This window comes from Psychrobacter sp. JCM 18901 (assembly GCF_000586435.1).
Taxonomy (GTDB): domain Bacteria; phylum Pseudomonadota; class Gammaproteobacteria; order Pseudomonadales; family Moraxellaceae; genus Psychrobacter.
Genome location: NZ_BAWH01000002.1, coordinates 26,004 through 52,177, shown reverse-complemented (window position 1 = coordinate 52,177; position 26,174 = coordinate 26,004). Strand labels below are relative to the sequence as shown.

General features: G+C 43.0%; 19 protein-coding genes and 6 pseudogenes. 7 read left to right on the top strand and 18 right to left on the bottom strand.

All coding sequences use genetic code 11. The features are described 5' to 3' along the window. Positions 1-108: 108 nt before the first annotated feature. The 3 genes from folP to TT11_RS02840 form a co-directional block, all read right to left on the bottom strand. Complete coding sequence (folP, locus tag TT11_RS02850) at positions 109-1,002, bottom strand: dihydropteroate synthase (protein WP_261869014.1); 894 nt, start codon at positions 1,000-1,002, stop codon at positions 109-111. Between the two features lie 165 nt (positions 1,003-1,167). Beyond that, complete coding sequence (gene ftsH / locus TT11_RS02845; protein ID WP_057761422.1) at positions 1,168-3,063, bottom strand: ATP-dependent zinc metalloprotease FtsH; 1,896 nt, start codon at positions 3,061-3,063, stop codon at positions 1,168-1,170. A gap of 403 nt (positions 3,064-3,466) precedes the next feature. Continuing rightward, positions 3,467-4,099, bottom strand: coding sequence for an RlmE family RNA methyltransferase (locus TT11_RS02840; protein ID WP_057761424.1), 633 nt, complete (start codon positions 4,097-4,099; stop codon positions 3,467-3,469). A gap of 335 nt (positions 4,100-4,434) precedes the next feature. Here TT11_RS02840 and TT11_RS02835 point away from each other — a divergent pair, with 335 nt between their 5' ends. The 3 genes from TT11_RS02835 (at position 4,435) to TT11_RS02825 (ending at position 5,738) form a co-directional block, all read left to right on the top strand. Beyond that, a complete protein-coding gene (locus TT11_RS02835; protein ID WP_057761426.1) occupies positions 4,435-4,746 on the top strand; it encodes a YhbY family RNA-binding protein in 312 nt (103 codons plus the stop codon). A gap of 219 nt (positions 4,747-4,965) precedes the next feature. Next, positions 4,966-5,145 carry a hypothetical protein gene (locus TT11_RS02830; RefSeq protein ID WP_261869013.1) on the top strand — a complete coding sequence of 60 codons (180 nt, stop codon included), beginning with the start codon at positions 4,966-4,968 and terminating at the stop codon, positions 5,143-5,145. Positions 5,146-5,423: 278 nt separating this feature from the next. Continuing rightward, a complete protein-coding gene (locus TT11_RS02825) occupies positions 5,424-5,738 on the top strand; it encodes a hypothetical protein (RefSeq protein WP_261869012.1) in 315 nt (104 codons plus the stop codon). A 138-nt stretch (positions 5,739-5,876) separates the two neighbouring features. Here the strand turns inward: TT11_RS02825 and TT11_RS02820 are convergent, their stop codons facing one another. Beyond that, positions 5,877-6,605, bottom strand: a complete 729-nt coding sequence (locus TT11_RS02820) for a CHAP domain-containing protein (protein WP_261869011.1) — start codon at positions 6,603-6,605, stop codon at positions 5,877-5,879. Between the two features lie 249 nt (positions 6,606-6,854). On the opposite strand from TT11_RS02820, the gene TT11_RS02815 reads away from it, so the two are divergent. After that, entirely contained in the window at positions 6,855-7,370 is a 516-nt protein-coding gene (locus TT11_RS02815) for a hypothetical protein (protein ID WP_261869010.1), read from the top strand. A gap of 296 nt (positions 7,371-7,666) precedes the next feature. On the opposite strand, the gene lpxC is transcribed toward TT11_RS02815, so the two are convergent. The 14 genes and pseudogenes from lpxC to TT11_RS02745 form a co-directional block, all read right to left on the bottom strand. Continuing rightward, positions 7,667-8,584, bottom strand: coding sequence for a UDP-3-O-acyl-N-acetylglucosamine deacetylase (lpxC, locus tag TT11_RS02810; protein ID WP_261869009.1), 918 nt, complete (start codon positions 8,582-8,584; stop codon positions 7,667-7,669). Positions 8,585-8,909: 325 nt separating this feature from the next. Continuing rightward, positions 8,910-10,116, bottom strand: a pseudogene (ftsZ, locus tag TT11_RS02805) (cell division protein FtsZ). Between the two features lie 281 nt (positions 10,117-10,397). Further along, a complete protein-coding gene (ftsA, locus tag TT11_RS02800) occupies positions 10,398-11,678 on the bottom strand; it encodes a cell division protein FtsA (protein WP_261869008.1) in 1,281 nt (426 codons plus the stop codon). 164 nt (positions 11,679-11,842) lie between these two features. Then, positions 11,843-12,631, bottom strand: coding sequence for a cell division protein FtsQ/DivIB (locus TT11_RS02795; protein ID WP_261869007.1), 789 nt, complete (start codon positions 12,629-12,631; stop codon positions 11,843-11,845). A 377-nt stretch (positions 12,632-13,008) separates the two neighbouring features. Continuing rightward, the gene (locus TT11_RS02790; RefSeq protein ID WP_238069884.1) at positions 13,009-14,001 is read right to left on the bottom strand and encodes a D-alanine--D-alanine ligase; all 993 of its coding nucleotides are present in this window, start codon (positions 13,999-14,001) and stop codon (positions 13,009-13,011) included. Between the two features lie 23 nt (positions 14,002-14,024). Next, a pseudogene (gene murC / locus TT11_RS02785) lies at positions 14,025-15,463 on the bottom strand (UDP-N-acetylmuramate--L-alanine ligase). Positions 15,464-15,528: 65 nt separating this feature from the next. Beyond that, positions 15,529-16,612: pseudogene (murG, locus tag TT11_RS02775) on the bottom strand (undecaprenyldiphospho-muramoylpentapeptide beta-N-acetylglucosaminyltransferase). Positions 16,613-16,908: 296 nt separating this feature from the next. Beyond that, positions 16,909-17,881: pseudogene (gene gshB / locus TT11_RS02770) on the bottom strand (glutathione synthase). Between the two features lie 65 nt (positions 17,882-17,946). Next, positions 17,947-18,664, bottom strand: a pseudogene (pyrE, locus tag TT11_RS02765) (orotate phosphoribosyltransferase). 63 nt (positions 18,665-18,727) lie between these two features. Continuing rightward, the gene (locus TT11_RS02760) at positions 18,728-19,765 is read right to left on the bottom strand and encodes a hypothetical protein (protein ID WP_261869004.1); all 1,038 of its coding nucleotides are present in this window, start codon (positions 19,763-19,765) and stop codon (positions 18,728-18,730) included. A gap of 80 nt (positions 19,766-19,845) precedes the next feature. Then, complete coding sequence (locus TT11_RS02755; RefSeq protein WP_370587761.1) at positions 19,846-20,541, bottom strand: NAD-dependent epimerase/dehydratase family protein; 696 nt, start codon at positions 20,539-20,541, stop codon at positions 19,846-19,848. Further along, complete coding sequence (locus TT11_RS16915; RefSeq protein WP_370587760.1) at positions 20,531-20,686, bottom strand: hypothetical protein; 156 nt, start codon at positions 20,684-20,686, stop codon at positions 20,531-20,533. The genes TT11_RS02755 and TT11_RS16915 overlap by 11 nt, the downstream gene beginning before the upstream one ends. Positions 20,687-20,811: 125 nt before the next feature. Then, entirely contained in the window at positions 20,812-21,222 is a 411-nt protein-coding gene (locus tag TT11_RS02750; RefSeq protein ID WP_261869003.1) for a hypothetical protein, read from the bottom strand. Next, the gene (locus TT11_RS02745; protein WP_261869002.1) at positions 21,212-22,975 is read right to left on the bottom strand and encodes a DUF4105 domain-containing protein; all 1,764 of its coding nucleotides are present in this window, start codon (positions 22,973-22,975) and stop codon (positions 21,212-21,214) included. The genes TT11_RS02750 and TT11_RS02745 overlap by 11 nt, the downstream gene beginning before the upstream one ends. Positions 22,976-23,126: 151 nt before the next feature. Between TT11_RS02745 and ampD the strand changes: the two are divergent. The 3 genes and pseudogenes from ampD to TT11_RS02730 all read left to right on the top strand — a co-directional run bounded on the left by ampD (position 23,127) and on the right by TT11_RS02730 (position 26,170). Next, positions 23,127-23,754, top strand: a pseudogene (ampD, locus tag TT11_RS02740) (1,6-anhydro-N-acetylmuramyl-L-alanine amidase AmpD). A 112-nt stretch (positions 23,755-23,866) separates the two neighbouring features. Next, positions 23,867-25,417, top strand: coding sequence for a murein biosynthesis integral membrane protein MurJ (murJ, locus tag TT11_RS02735; protein ID WP_261869001.1), 1,551 nt, complete (start codon positions 23,867-23,869; stop codon positions 25,415-25,417). A 129-nt stretch (positions 25,418-25,546) separates the two neighbouring features. Further along, positions 25,547-26,170 carry a hypothetical protein gene (locus tag TT11_RS02730; protein WP_261869000.1) on the top strand — a complete coding sequence of 208 codons (624 nt, stop codon included), beginning with the start codon at positions 25,547-25,549 and terminating at the stop codon, positions 26,168-26,170. The last annotated feature ends 4 nt before the right edge of the window (positions 26,171-26,174 follow it).

The window sequence follows — 26,174 nt, the reverse complement described above, 5'->3', positions numbered from 1 at the left end:
TTGGATAGTCTTGTGGGTTTAGATAGTTTAAAAATAGATGTTAAGCATAGCGTATAGAATATTTATAGTCTTGAAACCTCACTATGCATTCGGACATGTAGAATAAAATTAACAACGATATGCTGACAGTTGACTCCATAAGGCCACTGCTTGCTGCATCATCGCCACATTATGCGTACGAATGATACTTGCGCCTTGTTGTAAGGCAAATAGCCCAGCTGCCGTTCCTGCCGAATCACGCTCTACCGCTTGCGTCGTACTCACAGCTTCAGCTCCACTTTTGGTCAATACTTCTGCCAAGAAACGCTTGCGAGAAATGCCAAACATCATCGGCAGCCCTAATGCTTGCAAGCTACTCAGCTGACTTAATAGCGCGCAATGATGTTCATAGTTTTTGGCAAAACCAAAACCTGGATCGATAATGATATTGCTTTGTTTGACGCCGATGCTAACTACTTCGTTAATACGGTCGAGCAGCTCTGTACGCACTTCATCGATCACATTGTCATACTGTGCCAGATTATTCATTGTCGTTGGCTCACCGCGCATATGCATTAGCATAACAGGTATATCAAGCTTAGCTGCTAGCTCTGCCGCACCAGTACGTTTCAGTGCTCGTACATCGTTCCAAATGTCAGCACCTTCATCAAAAGCTGCCTGCATGACTTCAGGGCTGCTAGTATCAATCGATAACCAAATAGCATCACTACAATACTTACGAATGGCTCGAACCACCGGCACAACTCGTTGTATCTCGTCTTTGGTCGCTACAGTTTGCGCATTTGGACGAGTAGATTCACCACCGATATCAATAATAGTAGCGCCTTCATTTATCATCTGCTGACAATGAGCGACAGCTTTATCTACTGCGTTAAACTGTCCACCGTCTGAAAATGAATCTGGCGTTACGTTCAAGATACCCATGATATGCGGCTGCGACAAATCTAAGGTTTTATCACGGCTAGACACTTGATAGTTGGATAAAGGTTGGAATAATGACATGAATAATCCATCGCAAATAAAATTTATAATGCAGCTTTAATTATTATTATCTATGCTTATGATACCAGTAAATCTTATAGGGTTCTAAACCCTTCATAAAATGATGACAATAAAAAAAGCCCTCTATCATAAAGGGCTTTTTATAAGACATGAATACGCTAGCACTTACATCGCTGGTAATGGTGGCGGTGTAGCACCCGTTGTTTTGACATCGTTTTTCGACAAGTTTACTTCGTTATGCTGATAAACTCTTGGTGGACGTGGTTCTTCACCTGCTAGAATATCTTGCAGTTGGTCACGATCAATAGTTTCCCAGTTCATAAGCGCATCAACCATCGCATGCATTTTGTCTTGATTGGCTTCAATCAATTCACGAGCAATATCATACTGCTCTTCTAGCATACGACGCACTTCTTCATCGACCTTCTGCTGCGTGGCTTCTGAGATAGTACGTCCACCACCGCCGAAATATCCTTGCGAGTTGTCGTCATCTTCATACACCATGATACCAAGTGCATCAGACATACCGTACTTCGTGACCATCGCACGTGCCATTTTAGTAGCACGTTCAAAGTCGTTCGAAGCGCCCGTCGACATTTGATTGATAAACACTTCTTCGGCGATACGACCACCAAACAAAATAGCAATGTCGCTCAACATTTTCGACTTGTACATACTGGTCTGATCATGCTCAGGCAACTGCCAAGTGACACCAAGGGCAAAGCCACGCGGCATAATAGTGACTTTATGCACAGGATCTGTACCAGGTAATAGTTCAGCTACCAACGCATGACCTGCTTCATGATACGCAGTCGCACGGCGCTCTTCTTCGCGTATCACCATGGACTTGCGTTCTGGACCCATATATAACTTGTCTTTCGCATCTTCAAAGTCATTCATATCGACGCTGGTCTTGTTACGACGTGCTGCAAATAATGCGGCTTCGTTTACAAGGTTAGCAAGCTGTGCACCACTGAATCCAGGTGTACCACGAGCAAGAGAACTTGCGTCTACACTAATCGTGTTTGGCAATTTCTTCAAATGAACTTTTAAGATTTGCTCACGGCCTTTGATATCTGGCAAGCCTACTTGTACTTGACGGTCAAAACGACCTGGACGTAATAATGCTTTATCAAGCACGTCAGCACGGTTGGTTGCGGCAATAACAATAACGCCTTCATTACCTTCAAAACCATCCATCTCAACCAGTAATTGGTTAAGCGTTTGCTCGCGCTCATCATTACCGCCGCCCATACCGGAACCACGATGACGACCGACTGCATCAATCTCATCAATAAAGATGATACAAGGAGCGCTTTTCTTCGCCTGTTCAAACATATCACGGACACGTGATGCACCAACACCGACGAACATTTCAACAAAATCAGAACCTGAAATTGAGAAAAACGGCACTTTAGCTTCACCAGCAATGGCTCTCGCTAGCAAGGTTTTACCTGTGCCTGGAGGACCTACCATCAAGATACCACGAGGAATCGTTGCACCCAGTTTGGTAAATTTGTCTGGATCACGTAAGAACTCAACCACTTCAACAACTTCTTCTTTGGCTTCTTCACAACCAGCCACATCTTCGAAGTTAACGTTGATTTGATCTTCAGTCAACATCTTCGCTTTTGATTTACCAAAACTCATTGGGCCGCCGCCTTTACCGCCCGCGCCGCCTTGCATGTTACGCATAAAGAATAAGAACAGACCAATAATCAATAGAATTGGGAAGCTGGCTATTAGTAGTTGCATTAGTACGCTTTGGCGCTTTGGTGCAGTTCCTTGAACTTCGACTTGGTTCTCACGTAGCATTGGCATGAGCTGGTCATCTGACACAGCTGGTCTAATGGTCTCAAAAGATGAACCATTTTTCTTTTCGCCGGTGATCTGTTCGCCGTCGATCTCGACACTGGCTACTTGGTTTTCTGACACTGCGGTCACAAACTCAGAGTAGTTAAGGTTATCCGGCTCAGAGGATTGATCAAAGCCGCTAAACACCAGCACCAAAACGCCGATTACCACCAGCCACAATAAGGTATTTTTTACCATGTCGCTCACTAGTTATTCCCATCCCTTACTTATTGGTGTGTTTATTAAACACGTGACGTCTATAAACGTATTGCTCATTTTTAACGAATATCCCGATAATAAAAAAAACTGCTAAATTAAACTTATATGATTTATAGGTAGCATAAAAATTGTTTTTATAAATAATCAGTATGAGATAAACATAGATATACGATCATTGAACTTTTAAAACGCTTATTATCAGACGACTTTGCCTAAAACGTATGCTAAAAACAAAGGTAATATACCATGATATGTGGTGCTAACCCGCATAATTCAAGCAGGTTTCACGATTATTCATTTAACAATTGACGCAGCTTTTATATCGCGATAATAACACTTTATGGTGGTTTACCTTCACGCTTACAAGAGCAGCAACCTATTGATGTTAAAACTATTTAATCGCTATCCAAAACATCTCTTTTGAGCGTGGTCGTGACGCACCTGGCTTTATACTACGAATCTTACTAAAATCCTGCTGCATCTGCTTGCGTAATTCTTGTGTACCCTCGCCTTGAAACACTTTCATAATAAGTGCGCCACCTTCTGGTAAGGTTGCAAGCGCGAAGTCCACTGCCAGCTCGCATAAATACATCATACGTGGCTGATCGATAGCACTGTTTCCAGCGGTATTGGGTGCCATATCAGACAATACCACGTCGACTTGTCTATCACCCACTTCTGCCATAATGGCGTCAAACACTTCAGCTTCACGAAAATCACCCTGAATAAAGGTCACATCAGGCAAGGTATCCATCGCCAAAATATCAGAGGCAATCAAGATACCATCGTCACCTACCAATCGACCAGCGACTTGTGACCAGCTACCAGGCGCACTGCCCAAATCTACGACCGTCATGCCTTTTTTGATCAGGTTGGTTTTTTCATTAATCTCTAATAATTTATAAGCGGCACGGGCACGGTAGCCATCTTTTTGAGCTTTTTGTACATAATGATCGTCAATATGCTCTTTCATCCAAGCACTGCTGCTCTTTGATAGTTTTTTGTTTTCGATACGCGTGGCCAAAATACCTGCTCCTATTGCTTTACTAAATCTAGCTGCTTTAATTGCTCTATCACTTACAAACTGATATTAATCCGTTGCGGATTATTCTAAATACGGTGTTCATCAGATTTTTTTATTCATGGTTGGTTGCAAACTGACCAAATTCTATTGGTTAAATAACTGTTTTATAAGGCAGTAGCGTTTATAATGTACCAAACATTCAGTTTAACATTTTCGTCACGTAAAATCGTGCAAAATCCTGCTGATCTCATGCAAGATGGTCACAGATTATCTATAATGATCAATAACTGTTTTTAACAGTACCATTTTTATTTTTACCAACACTTAGGAATTCTATGCAACTCGATAACGCTACCATCAAACGTCTAAAAGGCATCGGTCACGAGCTAAAGCCTATCGTTATGATCGGCAACAAGGGTATTACTCCAACCATTACTGAAGAAATCGATCGCGCGCTAACAGATCATGAGCTTATCAAAGTGAAATTGCCTGCTGGCACGAAAGAAGAGCGTGACATCGTTGGCGCTGAACTTGCTAAAGCGGCTAATGCGTCTTTGGTTCATTCTATTGGTCGTATGGCATTATTACTACGCAAAAACCCAAATGCCAATCCAAAACTGTCTAACCTAGCACGTCACGCGCAGTAATATGTCATGATAGACTGGCATTAAGTGACTGGGTTTTATGTTCACTTATATCATAGCTAAACGATAATGAAATACAAAGGCCGCGACGCTTCTTGCTCGCGGCTTTTATGTTTTCCGATAGTCTCGGTTATACTTACCATATAGCATTAGTGTCCTTAATCAGTATGATTTCTCTTGTCACTATCACCTCTTTATTATTACCATCGAGATGTACTTATAATGAACCAATCTTTTAACCTCTCTATAGCCACCGAGACGATAGCGAAAGACGCTCAGCAATTAGGCGTGTCTATAGAAGATCTTGAGAATATCTCTATCGAAGTAAGTACAGAGATCATCCAACAGCCAGCTTTGCAACTAATGCTGACCTATCAAGTGACTCTGCCTACCAAATTCTAGCAAACCAACTCAATTGGCGAACATGGCAACAAACTCAAGTAAATTTCACTGATTACCTATGGGAAGAGACGTGCCTTGAATGTTTTATTGCTGGCAGCAAGATTGCAGGCTGTAAGAATGATGACGAAGATATCGTAGCAATTCACCATCCAGAACCTCACAAGATACCACTTCAGCAAACAACTGCTTATATAGAGATTAATGCGAGTCCTGATGGTCGTTATGCATTTTATCAATTTGAGAGCTATCGTAACCCTGCGGCACTACCGCCAGTACCGTTGTATGAAACTGATGGAACCACACGCGCATCTGTTGGTTGGAACAACCATAAGGATTTGACAGCCTTATCAGTAGCAAGCCTATTATCTAGCACTTCAACGGTAGTGCAGACACCTGCTCATTATGAGCGCAGCTTTAGCCTACCTATAACGCAGCTACCGAATCAACAATACGCTATTGCAAACATGAGGATCGAACAAATACATCCTTGTGTCATCTTATGGTTTGGCAAAACTGACTTATACTTTGCCTCGGGCCATGCCTCTCCGCCTGATTTTCACAATCGTGATTATTGGCCAAAATTTGAGCTTTGATTTGGTTATATGAGCTGTACTCACTTAGGCATCCCAGTTTAAAGCACAAAAAAACCCAGTAATGTCATAAAGAGCATTACTGAGTTTGGAGAAAACTTTAGTCTCATTTAACTGATACTTACTTCATTTAACCGATGTTTATTTGTCAGCCATCGCAAGGTAGATACCACGATCTGATGCATCATCAACATACTGCGAATCACGCCATGTCGTATAGCTGTATGTACCGCTATAAGGGCTAATGCTGTTTTGACGGAAGTCAGATACCCAGTCATTGCCATCAAAAATCTGAATATGACCATGTGGACGGCTTGACGTGCGGTTATAGACAACGACATCACCAACTTGTGGTGCCATGTCGTTACTGATCTTGGTAAAGCCGGCTTGGGCTAGTGTGCCACGAGAAGCATACTGATATGCTGAAGGGTTAGGCGTAAATTCATAACCTGCTGACTGTAATGCTTTTCGTACATAACGGGCACAATAACCAGAGCTTCTAGACAAAGCCACTCGTGATGCGCGTGCCGCAGCAATAGCAGGTGCAGAATTACTATCAGGGATACGACTTGCTTGCTGCTGACGCTGCTCGTATGATAAGCGGCTAGTAAGTGAGGCTAGCTGATATTCTTTTTGCTTCGCATGAGCACTTAGATTGTCAATGGCTTGACTGATTTCATCATTGCTATATACATGTGCACCACTGTTAGTGCTATAGATGTTGCGACTAGAACCGTAGTTCGCAGAAGTAGAGATATTTGTGATGGTATGACTCAAGGTATTATTTGGTTGAAAGGTTGTCTCGGCAGCACCACTCGTCTGTGCGATACCCATTCCCAATACTGACAAAATTAATAAAGCTTGTTTCATAAATTTACTACCTATTGTTAATACAAGTCTGCTCGTCATCCGTAACGAAGCATCAATTAATTTAGAGGATATAATCATCGAATAGACGTGATAAAATCCCTATTACAACGGTTCATTCTTTTCAAATAGTGACTAGTGCCAGTAGTACCTCCCACCTAGTCAACTATCTTATAAGCCATCTGCTATATATTGCTTTTGGCATGTCTATTATGAGTATCGAGTTTGTCACCTATTAGATGAGTACTTACGATGTCAAAAAAACAGCCTAATCGGCTTGCCCAGCTTATAGATCATCAAGCATTTGCTGGTAGCGCGCTACCTCAAACCCTTTCTAACAACATGCGACTATATATAGAAGCAACCAACGAGATAAAAGAGCTATTGGTAGACTGTCTACCTGAAGAAATACTCAACACCTGTTGGGTTGTAGGCTTAACACCTGAGCAGTTGATATTAAGTGTTAGCTCAATGACAGCAGCAAATCATATTCGCTATTTACATAGCTCGTATTTGCAAATACTAACAGAGCAGTCAATTACATTTAAACAACTCAAGCAAATTCGCGTCGTTGTGGCTAAAAGCTCTGCCGATAATTATTCATCTAAACAATCATTAACATCATCACTGCACTTGCCAAATTCTCGTAAAGCCAATGAAAATCAGGCGCTTAGCCAGAACACAAAACGGACTATATCACAGGCCGCAGAGCATGTCACCACTGATGAGAATCTCAAAAAAGCCCTTTTGCGTTTGATTAATCATTAAAAATACCGACCGTTAAATGTAAAGTTATGTAAATAAGAGCAGATGATGGCATTGATAAAGATGGATTTTTGTAATGCATTGGACAAAAAAATCTTCATCGGTTACATCCAGATTATGGATATAACCGATGAAGGACTTAAAAATCATCTACAGCTTTTGTATTATATGCCTTAACGGAAAATTCATATATTCATATAGACAATATATTCAAAATATAGAATATTATATAAATGTAATTATGAGCCATCTATGTAATATTGCGTAAATGTTTCGATACTTCCTGTATATTCCTGTATTTATCCTTCAATAACCAAATCGTTAAGTGGTAAATACTCGATAGGACAGGTTACATTGTCATCAAAAGTTACAATTTCAAAGTTATCTTCGTCAGATAGTATTTCACGTACTAATAAATTATTTAGAGCATGACCAGACTTATAGGCGTTAAAACGACCTAAAATTGGGTAGCCAATCAGATGCAAATCTCCCAAAGCATCTAAAATTTTATGACGGACAAACTCATCGTTAAAACGTAAGCCTTCGGCATTAAGTATGTTGGCATCATCAATAACGATAGCATTTTCCATACTGCCGCCAAGTGCTAAGTTATTTTGACGTAACGCTTCTATATCACGTAAAAATCCAAAAGTACGCGCAGTGCTTAATTGTTCGATAAAGTTCTGTGTAGAGAACTGCAACTGTGCATGCTGAAAGTTCTTATCAAACGCAGGATGATCAAAATCAATTTCGAAATTTAATTCATACCCTTCATAAGGACGTAGCTCTGCCCATTTATCTTCTAGTTTTACTCGTACTGGACGTATAATTTTAATAAATTTCTTGGCCGCTTCTTGCTCACGAAATCCTGCATCTAGTAAGAGCGCGACAAAAGGCGCAGCGCTACCATCCATAATCGGTATCTCTGAAGCAGAGACACGAACTAACAGATTGTCTACTCCTAGACCAGCGATGGCACTAAGCAGATGCTCAACCGTGCCCACTCGCGTACCGCCAAATACTAAGTTCGATGACATCATCGTGTCTTGTACTAAAAACGCACTCGCTGGAATTGGTTGACTACCTTCTATATCAGAGCGCTCGAAAACAATACCAGTGTCAATCGGCTGTGGATGAAACTCCAAGTCAACAGGCTGACCACTATGTAGACCAGTACCCGTAACGGCTATTGCTGTTTTTATGGTTCTTTGGTTCATGGTTGTCTTCTCACATATTTTGTTACAATTGACATAGTGTACCATTACCGACCCCTTATTCGCTATATATAAAAAGTGCTAATTTTCTTATCTCCTTGATTGATAACACTTATCGTCAATATTCTATTGCTGATTTTTACTTCTTATGCTCTATTCAATGCTATAAAACAACGAGATTGATATAAGTTTAGACAGTCATATACATATAGATTACATAGAAAATTGTCATAATTTTCCTTATCGAAAATGCTTCACCTTTCCTTAAACACAAAAAAAGCCAGCGTTAAAACGCTGGCTTTTTCTTACTTACAGTAAATTAGAAATACTATTTATTCTGTTGACGCTTTAAATAGTCTTGGATACTGTTTGTTTTAGTCTTAGGCTGCTCTTGAGGTGCGCTTGCGCTAGGACGTGCAACGGTATCTTGATACTGCTGAGCTTGTGACTGCTTCTGACTGTTTAAAGCGCTGGTATGCACGTTAGGATCGACAGGTTGCGTGCTATTAACAGAAGGTACTGGCTGCTCTACTACTTCTGGCTCTTGACCTGCATTTTCGTCTAACGTTAAGCCAGTTGCGATGACGGTCACATGTAAGTCGTCACCCATTTTTTCATCAATCACAGAACCGTAGAAAATATGAGCGTCATCAATATCAGTAATTTCTTCGACTATTGCACTGATTTTACTCATTTCATCTAGTGACAATGACTCTGAAGAAATAACGTTAACGAGTAGGCCTTTTGCATTTTCTAAACGCAAATCATCAAGTAGTGGTGATCTGATGGCTTTTTCAGTCGCTTGACGCGCACGATCATCACCGCTGGCACGACCAATACCCATCATCGCATGACCTTTCGCAGTCATTGCCGTACGGATATCGTTAAAGTCAATGTTGATCATACCTTCGCTAGCGATGGTTTCCGCAATACCTTGAACGGCATGCAGCAATACATCATCCGCTTTTTTTGAAAGCATCTTGCATAGAGATGTTGCCGTATACACTCATCAATTTATCATTTGGAATCGTGATAATTGAGTCAACAAAATTAGTCAGCTGCTCAATACCTGCTTTAGCAGCTTTGATACGCTTACCACCTTCGAATTTGAATGGCGTGGTCACAACAGCAACTGTCAGCACTTCCATTTCTTTCGCAATACGAGCAACAACTGGCGCTGCGCCTGTACCAGTACCGCCGCCCATACCAGCAGTGATGAATACCATATCTGAGTGCTCAAGCAATGCACGAATCGCTTCTTCTTCGCTCTCTGCTGCTTCACGACCCACTTCTGGATTTGCGCCTGCCCCTAGACCACGGTTCGTTTTTGCACCCAGTTGCAGTTTATGCGGTGCAGTAAGACGATCTAGCGCTTGTTTATCTGTATTGGCACAAACGAACGTTACACCTCTGATGCCTTGCTGTACCATATGTTCAACTGCATTACCGCCGCCGCCACCAACACCGAATACAGTGAAGCTTGCTTGGCCATTGTTTTGAAGCTGATTATCATCTGGCATGGTGTATTTTGACATAAAAAAAGATTCTCCAGTTGCAGATAGCGTGTAAGTCGATACATAGTAACGCACTCATGTGGCGCGCTATCGACATACTATATATAAATGTATTTAAATAAAACAGGGTATGGCTAAAATCGATCAGTATAGACAATAATATGTCATTATTACTTAATACTTTATTTTTAAAACTAATTTATTCGCAATATTACTTTATTTTCTTGCTTAACTAACTTAGAGACATTCCATAATGTATGGATGCTCTAGATATGAGGTTAAACGAATCTATAGTATTTTCTTTAAAACATTTGCAAACCGTTGACCCGCACTCCGAAATACGCCTGATACTCGATTGTTTTGAATCGCTTCAGGTTCACTTTTTTTTCGCTACGGCGGAATTGCTCGCTCTGACTATATAACAATGTGCCAAAAGCCGTCTGATAAGCACGGTCATTCACTTGACTATTTAATAGCTTAAACGACTCATCATTATCAAAATGATTATAAGCACTGATAGCAGGATGAGTATTGGTCAGTACGACAGGCATTTTTAGTAGCTTTTTGGCAAAGGGTATCATACCTTTAATCGTACTACCGCCGCCAGTCAACACAATCCCTTTATCGATATAGCCTATCAAACCTGCTTCGTGTAATTGACGCGCTACTTCAGTAAATATCTGAACGTAACGAGCTTCAATAATACGTGCCAAGTTATAGATACCAATATTGATTTCGTCGCCCGATCCTTGAGGTTTGAATAAGAAGAAGGCGCTTGGATCGACACTATTAACATCAGCTGTACCATGAGACTTTTTCAGCTTTTCAGCTTCAATCATGGAAATACCAAAATCAGCTGAAATATCCATTGTCACTTCATGACTGCCCGTTGCTATACAATGTGTAAAAATCAACTTATTCTCTTTATACACACAAATGCTGGTCGTACTAGCACCGATATCTACTAAGCAAACGCCTTGCTGGCGTTCCTCAGTCATCAAACTATACTCAGCACTGGTCACTGCATCGAAAACAATATGATCAATGCCAACGTCACAACTTTGCAATAGTTTTTGGATATTCTGACGGCTGGCAACAGGCATCATCATCATGTGGTACATCACGGTGATATTGTGTGCCATCATCTCGATGACATCATCCACCATAAAATCTTGCTCATCGACATAGATACCTTGCTGACAGCAATGCATCAAATAATAGTCAGATGATAAATCACGCGATTTTGCATTGGCCAATGCTTGTACCATATCTTGGGCACGTACAACTTCATCTTCTACTTTGACCTCTCCAGCACTGTTTTTGCTAGATAGCTCAGGTGTCGCAAGCGTTAACCAAACACTATGCACACGACAATTAGCGGTGTCTTCTGCTTCTTGAATGGCTTGCTTAATAGCACCTTGCAGACGTTCACGGTGCTTTATTTGACCTTGATAAAAATCGCTGTTTTTAACTTGTCCTACACCCAAAATACGAATGTCTTTTGCAGAGACAACATTGCCTATGACGACATATACTGCCGTGGCACTTAGATGGACAACAACCAGATTTTCATTATTTTTCATGGTACCAGACAAATTATCGCTAAATAGAAGAGCAAGTGATGCTCTTCTATTAAATCATTAAAAAAAGCGTTACTAATACGCTATGATGTTGTACATATTTTCTTCAAACTAAATAAACCGTATTAGCTCACATCGGTTATGCATAGATGTAGTACTTACTTAGGCTATTCTGCTTCAGCACTCTGTGTCACGTTCCAAGCGATGGTAAAGCCATTTTTGTATCGTAAATCTACAGACTGCATTTCATCTCGACGCGTACTTAACTGATTGCCAAGCAGTTGGCTTAAATTCAGTAGTTTTTGCGCCGTATTTTCATTGTCTACAATCACACGTAGCCCATTGTCAAAGCGGATTAGCCAAGTCATTCTCGGTGACAGAATGATATCTTCGACCTGCATACCAAGCGGTGCATACCAATCATTGACCTGCTGCATCTGTTGCATAATAACTGGCGCTTGAGACATCTCGCCTTGTAGGGTAGCAAAACGCTCTTGTGTTAAATCTCTACTATCAGCAGGAACAAACACAGCGCCTTTTGCATCGACCAAACGTTCTGTACCAAAATTAGCAACTGCTTGCTTGGGTAATGCGTTGACGACGATGCCACGTTGCCAATCACGAGAGATACTCACTTGGTCTACCCAAGCTAAGCCCATCGTGATGTCGCGCAATGCTTGCAAATCAGAAGTAAAGAAGCTACTTACTTGTTGTTGTTCCATCACATCTTGTAATGAGCGATATTGAGCAGCAGACAAACCTTGATTACTGACATAAATATTTGCTGGCGGCGCATCACGTAGCGCTTTGCCGCCCATCATTAATATTAGCACTAGCAAGCCTAAGACCAGTACCATAAATAGATACTTTACCGTTGCTGGTATTTGGATCTTAGATTTTGGGCGACCGGCTTTATCACTCATCAAGTCAGTTACCTCGTTGACAGTTTGAGCCATAACGACCTTTGTCCCTATATTTGCATAAAACTGATCATGCTATTTATTGATATAAATCTGCGTATTTTTGGCAGAAGCTTATTAAGTCGATATGTTATCAAATTTTATTAAAAATATAGCTTATATACAGCGATTACGTTGATTTAAACGTAACATTTTTCTTAAATTATGAATAAGTTATCAGTTGTATTCACAAAACAACATAAATATCACCGAAATAGACCTATTCTTACAATATTAACGTATTTTATGGTTAAACAATAGCCAAACACCAACTAGTAGCAGCGAATTTACACAAGTTTACATGAAGCTGTGGTATAGCAGCTCTAGTGACACAAAGAGTCGTCACTATCTGCTTAATTTAGTTGATTTAACAGTTATAGCGTTTGCGCCAAAATGTGCCAGCATAGTGCATCAAAATCTAATCCACGAGCTTTGGCCGCCATCGGAACCAAACTATGACTGGTCATACCTGGCACGGTATTGATTTCCAGCAACCAAAAATTGCCTGCTTCGTCTTGCATAGCATCAATACGCCCCCAGCCTTTTGCATCTACTGCACGAAATGCCGCAAGGCTTAAATCTTGCAAGTGCTTTTCATCAGCAGCGCTCAATCCACAGGGAATGTAGTAACTGGTATCGTTGCGATTGTACTTGGCTTCAAAATCATAGAAATTAGTGATATCAGCTGGTTCGAGACGAATCACTGGATAGGCTTCATCATCGATAATCACAATCGTAAATTCGCGACCTGTAATCCAGCGCTCAGCCATCACCGCGTCACCACACTCCACTGCCGTTGCATAAGCGGCAGGCAGTTCGTCAAGGTGGTTGACCTTGGTCATGCCAATGCTCGAACCTTCATGAACTGGTTTAATGATAAGTGGCAGACCTAACATATTAACCACTTGCTGCCAGTCAGTATCAGCTGTCAATAATGAAAATGGTGCAGTTGATAAGCCGCAGCCTTGCCACAATTGCTTGGTACGTACTTTGTCCATACCTAGTGCAGAAGCTAGAATGCCTGAACCTGTTTGCGGTATATCAAACCACTGTAATACGCCTTGCAACAAGCCATCTTCGCCGCCACGACCATGCAACACATTAAACACGCGGTCATATTTGCGCAGCTCAGTGATGTCTTGGTGCTTTGGATCAAAATGAGTGGCATCAACGCCTTGGTTTTGGAGCGCTTGCAATACTGCCGCACCACTGTCCAAAGACACGCTGCGCTCATTGCTACTGCCACCATAAATAACGGCTACTTTGCCAAACTGACTGGCGTCTTTTGCATGAGTCGTCGTGTTTAAAGATGTATCATTGATAGCTGCATTTTGAGTGCTATTATTGTCTTTATTATCAGTTGTCATGAGGATCGTCCCTAAATTTTAGCTTACTTAATATAAAGGTTATTGGCAGCCAAATCGATAGCAATCTGCCCGACATTACCAGCGCCTTGGGTAATCAGCATGTCGTTGGCTTTTAACAAACGCTGCATAACAGGAGCTAGATTGTCTTTATCAATAATAGTCGGTTCAACTTCACCGCGCAAACGGATACTACGCGCTAGTGATTTGGTATCAGCGCCCGTAATCGGACTCTCCCCTGCTGAATAAACATCTAATAATAATAGCTCATCAACGCTCGATAGCACTTCTACAAAATCGTCGTAGCAATCACGAGTACGGCTATAACGATGCGGCTGAAATAGCATCACTAAACGACGATCAGGGAAGCTTTGACGAGCCGCTTTGATGGTCGCATCGACTTCTTTTGGATGATGACCATAATCATCAATCAATAAGACATTACCATCATCGATATCGACAGAAGCATGCTGCTCAAAACGACGACCCACGCCTTCAAATTTTTGCAGGGCGCGCTCAATCGCTGCATCATCAACGCCTTCGTCAGTCGCCATCGTGATGGCAGCAAGCGCGTTATAAACGTTATGTGTACCAGGAATATTTAACGTTAGGCGTAATGGTTCACGGTCACGGCGCAATACGGTAAAGTGAGTTTTAGTTCCTTCCGTTACCAAGTCTACAGCTTGTACATCATTGAACGGCTCAAGACCAAAGGTCAATACTGGACGACCGATATCATCGATCATTGCATACAGTTCAGGGTCATCACCGCAGACCACTGCCAAACCGTAAAACGGCATGTTTTGTAGAAACTGGATATAAGCGGCTTTTAATTTATCAAAGCTGTTTTCGTAGGTTTCCATATGGTCTTGGTCGATGTTGGTCACAATCGCGGCCATCGGATGCAATGACAAGAACGATGCATCAGACTCATCAGCCTCTGCTACCAAGAAACGGCTGCTACCCAATGCCGCATTTTTGCCTGACGCATTTAACTTACCGCCGATGACATAGGTAGGATCTAGCTGTCCTTCTGCCATCATTGTGGTTAGCAAACTCGTCGTTGTCGTTTTACCATGCGCGCCAGCAACTGCGATACCATGACGATAGCGCATTAATTCACCAAGCATATCAGCGCGGCGTACTACTGGCAGGCGAGCTTCAAGTGCTGCTTTTACCTCAGGGTTGCTACGATCAATCGCTGATGAGACAACGATAACGTCAGCATTGGCAATATTTTTGGAGTCATGGCCAATAGATATTTCAATGCCAATCTGCTGGAGACGCTTAGTCACCAAGCTTTCTGCGATGTCAGAACACTGACTTGATAGCCTTGATTGTTCATCACCTCAGCGATACCACACATGCCTGAGCCACCAATACCGATAAAATGCAAATGCTGAATACGGCGCATTTCTGGTATTTCAATCAAACGCTTAGGTAGAGCTTTCGCAGAGGTAGGCATAAGGATATCTCTTTATTAAAGGTCAATAAAACTTGGTAAATTCAAATAAGGGTATAGATGACAGACTATAGCGCTTGCCAAATGATATCAGCAACTTGCTTGCTCGCACTACGGTTGGCCAATGCGTGGCCTTTTTTTGCCATCGCTAGGCACTTCTCTCGATTGAGTACGCCAAGCTCGTCACTTAGACTCTTGGCAGTTAGCTCTGACTGCGCAATAGAATTGCCGCATCATGCGAGGTCAGCGTGCGTGCATTGGCCGTCTGATGGTCATCCACTGCATGCGGTAACGGTACAAAAATAGCGGCGATGCCGACGTTTTGAATTTCCGTCACGGTCAGTGCACCTGCGCGGCAAACGATGATGTCTGCCCAGTTATAAGCTGCAGCCATATCATCAATAAAAGGCTGTACAGTAACTGATGGTTGTTTAGGTCTTGTGCGCTATAAGCTGCTTGCGTGGCTGCTTCATTGTTGCGTCCACACTGGTGTAAGACTTCAAACGGCTGATCTAATAATGCTAACGCTTTTGGTACTGTATCATTTAATATCTGAGCGCCAAGTGAACCGCCGACTACCAATAGTTTAAGCGGTGAACTGTCATTTACATCGTAGCGTACCGTTGGCTCTGCGACACCAGTAATGGCGTTACGCACAGGATTGCCCACTGTCTCAAGTTTGGCATCTTGCTGACTATTAGCAAAGGTATTCTCGAACGCTTGTAATGTCTTAGTCGATAGCTTAGATAGGTAGCGGTTACTCATGCCAGCGATGGCATTTTGCTCATGGATGATCAACGGCGTATTAGTCATACGCGCAGCGATACCGCCAGGTGCAGTGACATAACCACCGAACCCAACGACCACGTCAATCTGATTACTGCGAATCACTTTTACGGCTGCCATCGTCGCGGATAGCAAAGTCATTGGTAGCTTCAGTAGTCGACCAACGCCTTTGCCACGAAGTCCTTGCATATTAATAGCATGAAAAGGATAACCTGTTGGCTCAACCAACCCATTTTCCATACCGTTTGGCGTTCCTAACCAATGAATCACCGCACCGCGCTGGGTCAACTCGTCGCTCACTGCAAGCGCTGGAAAAACATGCCCGCCCGTACCAGCTGCCATCATCAATATATGCGGTGTTTTCATGAACGCCTGCCTATCTTTACTTTATTTATATGAAGGGTTTATCTCACTGCGGCGGTAACAATTATGAAAAATAATGACCTAGCCAAAGCCCGCATAGTATAGAGGAAATCATTGTCTTATATACAGTACTTTATGCAGCAAAAATAACAAAAATCCAAGCCATGATCGGTCATAGCTTGGCGTCGTGTAATGCTAATAAACGGTAAGGAAAATCAATGACTAACAATACCTCAAAATACGGGTTTTACGTAGTCAAAATATCCCTGAACTCAAAACATTCCTGAGTATAGCTAAAGCTACGCAGTAAATTTATTCTCAATCGCCATGATAAAGTCGGTCGCGATATCTGTACCGCATTGGTCATCAATCTCACGTACGCATGTTGGGCTAGTAACGTTAATCTCAGTGATGCGCCCACCGATCAAGTCTAGACCAACGAACATTAGGCCTTTTTCTTTGACAATTGGTGCCACTATTTCTGCTACTTGGCGTTCGATATCAGTCAATGGCATAGCAACGCCACTACCACCAGCTGCTAGATTACCACGGGTCTCGCCTTTGGTTGGAATACGAGCCAAACTATAATCTACCACGACACCATCGACGATCAACACGCGTTTATCGCCCTCTTTGATTTCTGGCAAATAACGCTGCGCCATGATAGGCAAAGTTTCAAGCTCAGTCAGTATCTCTAACGTCACTCCGATGTTTGGGCTATCAGCAGTCAAACGGAAGATGCCAGTGCCGCCCATACCATCTAGTGGCTTGACGATGACGTCCTGTTGTTCAGCGATGAACTTACGAATGTGTGCTTGTTTGCTAGTCACAATCGTTGGGCTCATATAATCGCTAAACCATGTCGCAAACAACTTCTCATTGCAGTCGCGAATCGCTTGTGGATCATTGACCACGAGCACGCCTGCTGCTTTGGCATGGTCAAGCATATAAGTGGCATAAATAAAGCGCATATCAAACGGTGGATCTTTGCGCATCAAAATCACGTCATAGTTGCCGACTGGCCCTGTGCTTTTATCACCCAATGTATAGAAATCTGCAGGATCACGCTTTACTGTCAGTGGCTGCGTATCAACCATCAACTGACCACGGTCCAACCACAGGTCATGAATCTGACAATAACCGAGCTGATGGCCACGGTCTTGAGCGGACCACATCATAGCGAGACTGGTGTCTTTTTTTATAATTAACCCGCTCGATCGGATCCATAATAACGAGTATTTTTAGCGACTTTTCTTGTTTTTGTTGGCTCATAATAAGACTCACTTACGTTATATTGTTGATATGAAACACACCTATTAAACAACATCGGTGCCCAACTATACGCCGTACTGCTCACGGTAGTGTTGCATTTTGGATAATTGGGTCGCGTCTTTATGTTGGCCGTTTTGTGCACCATGGTCATCGGCCAAATAACTGATCAAATCATCGATATCGACCAATGCACGTACAGGTACTTCTAGTGTCGCGGCAAGCTCTTGAATAGCAGAGTGCTCGGCTTGACCTTTCTCTTTACGATCAAGTGCGACGATAATACCAGCAACGCTTGCGCCTGCTTGCTCTAAAATCTCGACCACTTCGCGCATGGCTGTACCTGCTGTGATGACGTCATCAAGTACCCAAACAGCCTTACCAGTTACGTCAGCACCTACTAAATTGCCGCCTTCACCGTGAGTTTTGGCTTCTTTACGGTTATAGCCCCACTTGGCGTTAATACCATGATGTAGCCATAACGCTTGCGCTGTCGCTGCGACAAAAGGAATACCTTTGTAAGCCGCACCAAAGATGACCAGCTCTTGCTCATTATCGCTATTATTTGCTGTATTCATTTGTTCAGCTAAGGCATCTGCATAACCACGTGCTAGCAGTGACAACATCTCACCAGTCGCAAGCAAACCTGCATTAAAAAAAGTAAGGACTGATACGACCAGACTTTAGGACAAACTCACCGAATTTGAGCACTTGGTTGTCTAGAGCCAGTTGAATAAATTGATGAGATGAAAATTTAGGGTCTTGAGGGCGTGTTACATGAGACATTATGACATTCCTATCAGCAAAAAGAGGGGACAAAAAAATTTGCATTATTGTACGCATTATTGATCAGCTTGACCAACCATTGATCTCATAATCCTGCATATTGGCATAGCGAGTCAACAAACCACTACGTGACGAGATATTAAAATAGCTCTGTCCGTCTGCTCGGACCTGTATCTCCCAGCCCAAATGATAAGCGGCAACAATAATGTGACCAGCAAATAGTCGAATCTGACGATATGCGTGGCGTTGCGACGGCTCACAAACGATCTGACTGAGCAAGTAGCTACGCACATGCTGACATATGTCTGCGGCGCTATAGCTATGATTGATACTCTTACGGGTACTACACTGCTTTAGCGCATGGACGGCCACGCTACATGCCATGATATCCGTGGCCAAACTGCCCTCGCCTGTCTCAAACTGCTGCGGCTGTAGTATCACTTGCCAATCATCGGCATACAGACTGTTGAGTAGCTCATCAGGATTATAGCGTTTGGTCAATGCGCGCATAGATAATAATGCAGAATTTTGAGCCTTGCTGTCATTGTTTGAATCGTTGTTTGAATCGTTATCTGATTCAGTCACTGTAGAGTTATCAATAGGCAAAAACCCGTAACGGTTCAGTTTTGGATAAGCGCGAATCGCCTGTTGAATATCCGACATGTCTAATAATGTCATATCTGATAATGTCGATATTAACGGCTGCTCACTATGATTCTGATAAAAGCTATCCGGCAATTCGATAAGCTGTGCCGCATTCAGCAATGATAAATGCTCAGCCAGCGCTTCTGAAGCAATCAGCGACCATTTCGATAAGCTGTCTGCATTGGGCTGATAGAACCGAGTCGAATTACCATAAAGCCTGCGCAATTGACCATTTAGGCGACGAGCGGGCTCAGGAATATCACTTAATGGTCTGGCAGGGTCAAGAGGAGATTGTTTGGGATCAAAGTTAGGATGTACGATCGCAGGTTGCTGCGAATCAGCTAGCATAGACGATTGACCAGCCTTTTTTTGGACGTGACCTTCTGCCAGCTGCCCGCCTTCTGTTGCCAGATTAGCATGAGACAAACGGTCATCAGAAGTAGAAGGCTGGGACATGAAATCTCCATAAACTATAAAATAAATAAGAACGATTATACCAAGGACTATTTTACTCTTTAGGGCTCAGCTCTAAAGGCTTACTCTTGATAATTCAAAATATCTCGGTAGCCTGTCTGCCAATCAGCATAATCAAGCCAAGCTAACGGAATGTTGCTGTGCAAGCGTTTTCCTGTCACTGACATTTTTGTATTATCAATAGTAGGAGGTGTCTCACCAACCTGCTCACTAAGCCAAACCCCTAGCTCAAACGTAGTAACAGGTCGATAGTCCGTCGCTAGATAGACAGTCTTTGGTGCTTTTATCGTCAACACTTTAGTGATGATATTGACCAAGTCGCGATCCATAATGCGATTGCTCCAATGCTCAGCTGGCACTGGATCTTTATTTGACTCACGAGCCTTGCGTAGTCGCATTAAGCGCTCGCGACCGTAGATACCACTGGGGCGAATAATAATGGCTTTATCACCAAAGCCTTGTTGCAGCGCTTGTTCTGCTTGCAATATGAATTTCGAGGCTTCACGCGCAGGCGTAACAGGTGCAGTATGCTCATCAATCCATTCGCCATTATCCTGACCATAGACACCAGTAGAAGAAATAAATACCACACGTTCAAGTTTAATAAGCTGTGGAGCAAGCGTTGCTAAATGCTGACTAATCGCTAGATAACTGTCGTGATAACCGCTGGTCGAATACTCATCAGGGGTGACGATAATCGCAATATGAGTAAATGCTTGTAGCTGCTCAGCCGTCAAAGTCAACGCATTAGCCTGCAAAAAAATCTGCACTATCTACCAAATCATAGTATTCGCGCTCACTACGAGCTAGCCCAGTCACACAATAGCCATCTTGGGCGAGTTTATTGGTCACTGGTAGGCCAATATCACCTTGCCCGATAATTAGTAAATTTTGCGTACTCATAAAGCATGTTTCCCTTTATACAACTTCCTTTATGCAACGATTACAGCACTTAGAAGCCATTTTGTTTAAATTAATGCCTAAATCAACGGCTAAATCAGTGTCTAAACCAATATCTAAATCAGTGACTAAAAGTATCGTCTGTACGATAGCTGTATATCATCATTGGCATCGATACGTTCTTGCCATTCGTAATTAGCATTAATACGTAGTGCTTGTTTCTTATCAATGTCATATTGCAGTCCTAAGCTTGAGACTGGTTGCCAATAATGGCCACGGACGTTGGATTCATCGCTGCTGCCATGATACCAATATGGCAATTGCAATTCAGCTTGCGCGCGTAACTGATTGTTAATCTGATAACGGCAGCCTGCATTGATACCTGCGCCTAGACGAAAGCCTTTATTGATACCTCGCCCCGCTTGCGCCGTACCTGCCAAAAATATATAGCACAGTTGCGGCGGCATCTCACCAGTACCTGCGGCTGGTGTACCAAATGCCCATGACCAGCCTTTTTCGTAACCCACGCTACCGACCAAATGATCCGTACCTGCCTCTTGCGATCCATCGTTTACTCGCGTCGCCTCGATACTGGCGCCCCAAGTATTGCCTTTTTTTGGCAGCATTAACAGGGTTAAAAGAGCGGCCACGAATCAAAGTGACGTTTTGCAATACCACACTGTCTGGCTGGTTGGGCTTATTATCATCTGTGTCATACAATCGTAATGTCGCAGTCAGCCCTTCTAAATTAAAAAGCTGTGGATACCCTGAAGCGTGGTCAAGCGTATCATGAAACCCCGCTCGAAACCCAATATCCATATAGTCATTGTCGCCACGCTGCCCTATACCTATCGTACCCAACTGTAGCGGATGCCTGTCTATCGGATTATTATCCGATACGTCGATTTGACGCTTGAGCAGTGTTTGCCCATCAGCTGACATGCTCGATACAGGGTTGAGCTGCGCAGACTTGATCTCATTCACGGTTTGTTTGGCACTATTGTGATAGCCCAACTGTGCGCGCTGTTGTTTTTTCTCATTGAGCTGAGATTGACGTACGGTATTATCAGCAGGCGTATAAGTGGTACTTGCCAGCAACTGCTCATCATTTAATAGCTGAATCACATCAGAAGGCACGACTGCGTAAGACAATTGGCTCAGTAAGTTTTGCTGTGGACGGACCACATCAATAAGACGCAGAATCTCAGAAGCACAATTGTCCGTGGTAAAGTAATAAGACATCTTTAATGCTTTGGTTTCCCAAACGTGGCGCATAATCTGCTGCACTTCCGCGGGCGTCAGACTCAACTGATATGTCCACGTATCACGTTCATCATCTTGCAGGTATTTCGCTAGCATCTCTGGATATGGGTCAATTTCGATAGCGCTGTTGTAGCTACCAATCATTGACTTGGTAGCATAGACTGGAAAACTGTCGTTTGGATCACCGTCTACCGTATAGTTCAGCGCATAAGCCTTATCAATTTGGTTTGGATTGGCGATACTCGCTTTTGAGTCAATGCGTAGTAATGTATGAGCAAATGCAGAGAGCGGATTGTCCAAGTACTCCTGCGCAAACATAATAGACAGCTGCTCAGGCGCCAATGTCGACATCCACTCATCTAGCTCAGGACACTCAGACGAGAGACTTGCAGCATCGATCGCTAGCACCTCTGTCAACCATGCCACTCGTGCTGGAAAACGACATAAGACAGAATTATTATTGGTATCAGTTTTGGCTTGGTCGTTATCAGTTGCTGATGATGACGCCAACTCTTGTGCAAGTGCTGCGAGCATCGCATCCAACTCTGCACCTGAATCTCGTTGACCATTTTTACTTAAGAAAAAGCTCGAATCATCAACCAAACTCTCTGTTTTCTTTTTACCCAATACACTGTTTTTATCATCGTAAAAATACAACAAGCGTCGCCATGTTGTATGCTGTGCCAACTTGTCTGCTTTTACTTGCTGCCGCCATGTTGATAGTAGCTGCTCTGTCTTTAAGCTTGATTCAGATAAAGTACTATTTTGAATATTAGGTTCAGCACTATTAATATTATCCGGCTCGGATAATGCATCTGAATTAGAATAAGTAGGTGCTGTGCTAGTAGGTGCTATGCTAGATGCGTCAGGTGACAATGCATCTGATTCAAGGACAGACAGCGGCGTTGGTAGAAATGCCTGTGTTTGAGCTGAGAGTAGCAGCCCTGCTATAGCTAATGGTAGACGTGCTCGCAGGCCAATCGTCATTAGCGTACAATCGATAGGTATGGACGTCAGTTTTATAGACATGAGGTAAAATCTCGCACGTTATTATTCATACGCTATCAGCGTTATTAAAGTTTCTGAGTCAAAAAATCAAACACATCGCCTGCTATCGTTTAGCTACTTAGATAGATTGTCTATCACACCATTATCAATACTAGTATAAAAAGAGAGTATTATGCCCGTATTATCACCAAACTCAGCATCTGCGTCGCCAATGACCATCAAAGATGGACTACTATCAGCAGCCACTTGGTTGGCTTCACCCAATTACAATGTAAGGCCAAAAGATTTAAGTATTGACGCCATCGTCGTACACAATATCAGCTACCACCGAATGAATTTGGTGCCTGCGACACTAATGGTACACATTACGTGAAAGCATTATTTACCAATCAATTAGACTGGGATGCTCATCCTTACTTTCAAACAATTAAAGGTGCAGAAGTATCAGCGCATTTATTTATCGAACATGATGGCGCTATCACTCAGTTTGTTAATTTCAACGAACGGGCGTGGCATGCTGGGCGGTCTAGCTACTTGGGTCGACCTGAATGTAATGATTATAGCATTGGCATCGAGCTCGAAGGGTCGGATTTTGTGTCCTTCACCTCTGCTCAATATGAGCAGCTAGCCGAAGTAATTGCCGCCATCTATAAGGCTATCCCAAAACACGTCGCCACTTGACGGGCCATAGCGATATCGCGCCTGGGCGTAAGACTGACCCTGGTAATTTTTTTGAATGGGCAAGGTTGCGCCAGTTAGTGGCTAATGCAACGAAAAACGATGCACCATCACATAAGTGATTTCCACACTCAATCCATTTATCTCAATGGTGAAAGTGATATAATTCGTCAGTTTTTCATCCATATCACATCGGCACATAACTCAATATACAACTTGGCAAGATAGGTTCTCATGGCAAAAAGTCGGTTATTTCGTTCAACCATGGTGGTCAGCAGTATGACCATGTTATCGCGTATTTTAGGTTTGGTACGTGATGTTGTATTGCTAGGGGTTTTTGGTGCAGGTGGTTTGATGGATGCCTTTTTGGTCGCCTTCAAAATCCCAAACTTCTTACGACGATTGTTTGCAGAAGGCGCGTTTAGCCAAGCTTTCGTGCCAGTACTGTCCGAATACAAAGAAAAGTACAGCTTGCAACAAGTACAGATTTTAGTCAGTCGAACCTCGGGTGCATTATTGCTAGTATTATCGATGCTGACAGTGGTGGTCATCTTAATCGCACCCTGGGTGGTGACATTGTTTGCCCCTGGGTTTGCCGATCAGCCTGATAAGTTTGCCATCACTGCTGAATTATTGCGTCTTACCTTTCCGTATTTGCTATTCATCTCTATGACAGCTTTTGCGAGTGGCATTTTGCAAAGCTACGGTCGGTTTGCTGCACCGGCGTTTGCGCCCGTGTTATTGAACCTGTGTATGATTGGTGGCGCACTGATTTTTGCGCCGATGTTTGATACGCCTATTATGGCGCTCGGCTATGCCGTTGCTATCGCAGGTTTGCTACAGTTCTTAATTCAACTGCCGCAGCTCTGGCAACAAAAGCTGCTTGTCGCACCAAAGATTGACTTCCAGCACGAAGGCGTTCGTCGAATTTTAAAATTGATGTTACCTGCTATCTTTGGTGTTTCTGTTACTCAGATTAATTTACTGTTAAATACCATTTTTGCCTCATTAATGATTGGCGGTTCAGTCTCTTGGCTCTATGCAGCTGAACGTATGAGCGAGCTTCCATTGGGTCTGATTGGCGTGGCGATTGGTACCGTCATATTGCCAAGTCTGTCGAAAAGCGAAGCTCAAAAAGACGACGTCAGTTTCAAAAAAACCATCGACTGGGCAGCACGTCTTATTATCTTGGTCGGTGTGCCTGCCTCGGCTGCCCTATTTGTACTGGCAGATGTATTGATGCAAGCGCTGTTTTTACGTGGTGAGTTTACCTTACGTGATGCCCAAATGAGTTCACTGGCCCTACGTAGTATGGCAGGTGGTATCTTAGGATTTATGCTTATTAAGATATTTGCCCCTGCGTTTTTTGCGCGTCAAGACACCAGAACCCCTGTTAAAATCGGCATCATCTCTGTCATCGCCAATATGATCTTTAGTGTTATTTTTATCGGGATATTCTATTTCTTAGAGATACCGCTACATGGTGGTCTGGCATTGGCTACGACTGGCGCGGCTTTTGTAAACGCAGGCCTGCTATATTACTTCTTACATAAGCGTGATATTTTCCGTTTCGGTCCGCATTGGAAAAAGCTATTTACGCAGTTTGTTATCTCGACTGGCTCTATGATTGGCGTGCTTTATTTTATGCTGCCTTACTTCCCTACCGATCAGGCTCAGTGGCAACGTATTGTCGCGCTGATTATTATGTGTGCCGTCGGAGCGCTGGTTTACGGTGTGGTATTGCTAGCGACTGGTTTCCGTCCGCGTCAGCTAAAGCATGGTTAGGACAAATTATAAGCAAACTCATGGCAGGCTTACGAAACCAAAACAAGCCTGTTATGAGAAATGACAATGCTCGCTGCTGATAATTGTCATAATAGATCATTAATGAATACATGACATTTGAGGTTTAATATGACAACGAAACAGCCAATCTTTCAGCGCTTACCAATTTTGCTAGCAACTGGTGTACTAAGCACTGGATTACTTATTAGCGGTTGTAGCAATAATGAGTCGGCTGAAACTGCTATCGATAATGAAGATGTGGCAGCGACCGTGGATACCTCAGAAGACGTCACATTAGACAATGATACGACTGACCAAGCAATGACTGATGACAGTGCTAGCGAAACAGGCGAAATGACAGATAGCGCTGAAGATAAGACAGCGATTGAGAGTGACAATATTAATCCAGTCACCGATGCGACCAAACAGAAAAGCCTAGTGACCAATCCAACTCAAGCCGGTACGCCAGAGGATACTGTCAAGCAAGCCCTAAACAGCTTATATTATGGTGACGTGAAGGATGCTGCGTCATATTACCAAGTTGATATGGCAAACTTTGAAGAAGAGCTTGCCAATACCCAGTCTGCGTTTCAGCAAACGGTGGATGGCGTTACGATTACTGATACCAAATATAATGATGATAAAACTCGTGCCACCATCACTGGCGAGCTGATGCTAAAAGGACAGAGCGAACCTGCACCACTGACCTACCAGCTACAGAAGATAGAAGGTCAATGGAAGATTTTAGGTTAGAGCA

Excerpts from the sequence above, each read along its gene's own strand:
- folP (WP_261869014.1), bottom strand. The coding sequence starts at position 1,002 with ATGTCATTATTCCAACCTTTATCCAACTATCAAGTGTCTAGCCGTGAT.
- TT11_RS02835 (WP_057761426.1), top strand. The coding sequence starts at position 4,435 with ATGCAACTCGATAACGCTACCATCAAACGTCTAAAAGGCATCGGTCAC.
- TT11_RS02830 (WP_261869013.1), top strand. The coding sequence starts at position 4,966 with ATGAACCAATCTTTTAACCTCTCTATAGCCACCGAGACGATAGCGAAA.
- TT11_RS02820 (WP_261869011.1), bottom strand. The coding sequence starts at position 6,605 with ATGAAACAAGCTTTATTAATTTTGTCAGTATTGGGAATGGGTATCGCA.
- TT11_RS02815 (WP_261869010.1), top strand. The coding sequence starts at position 6,855 with ATGTCAAAAAAACAGCCTAATCGGCTTGCCCAGCTTATAGATCATCAA.
- lpxC (WP_261869009.1), bottom strand. The coding sequence starts at position 8,584 with ATGAACCAAAGAACCATAAAAACAGCAATAGCCGTTACGGGTACTGGT.
- ftsA (WP_261869008.1), bottom strand. The coding sequence starts at position 11,678 with ATGAAAAATAATGAAAATCTGGTTGTTGTCCATCTAAGTGCCACGGCA.
- TT11_RS02795 (WP_261869007.1), bottom strand. The coding sequence starts at position 12,631 with ATGGCTCAAACTGTCAACGAGGTAACTGACTTGATGAGTGATAAAGCC.
- TT11_RS02790 (WP_238069884.1), bottom strand. The coding sequence starts at position 14,001 with ATGACAACTGATAATAAAGACAATAATAGCACTCAAAATGCAGCTATC.
- TT11_RS02760 (WP_261869004.1), bottom strand. The coding sequence starts at position 19,765 with ATGTCCCAGCCTTCTACTTCTGATGACCGTTTGTCTCATGCTAATCTG.
- TT11_RS16915 (WP_370587760.1), bottom strand. The coding sequence starts at position 20,686 with ATGAGTACGCAAAATTTACTAATTATCGGGCAAGGTGATATTGGCCTA.
- TT11_RS02745 (WP_261869002.1), bottom strand. The coding sequence starts at position 22,975 with ATGTCTATAAAACTGACGTCCATACCTATCGATTGTACGCTAATGACG.
- murJ (WP_261869001.1), top strand. The coding sequence starts at position 23,867 with ATGGCAAAAAGTCGGTTATTTCGTTCAACCATGGTGGTCAGCAGTATG.
- TT11_RS02730 (WP_261869000.1), top strand. The coding sequence starts at position 25,547 with ATGACAACGAAACAGCCAATCTTTCAGCGCTTACCAATTTTGCTAGCA.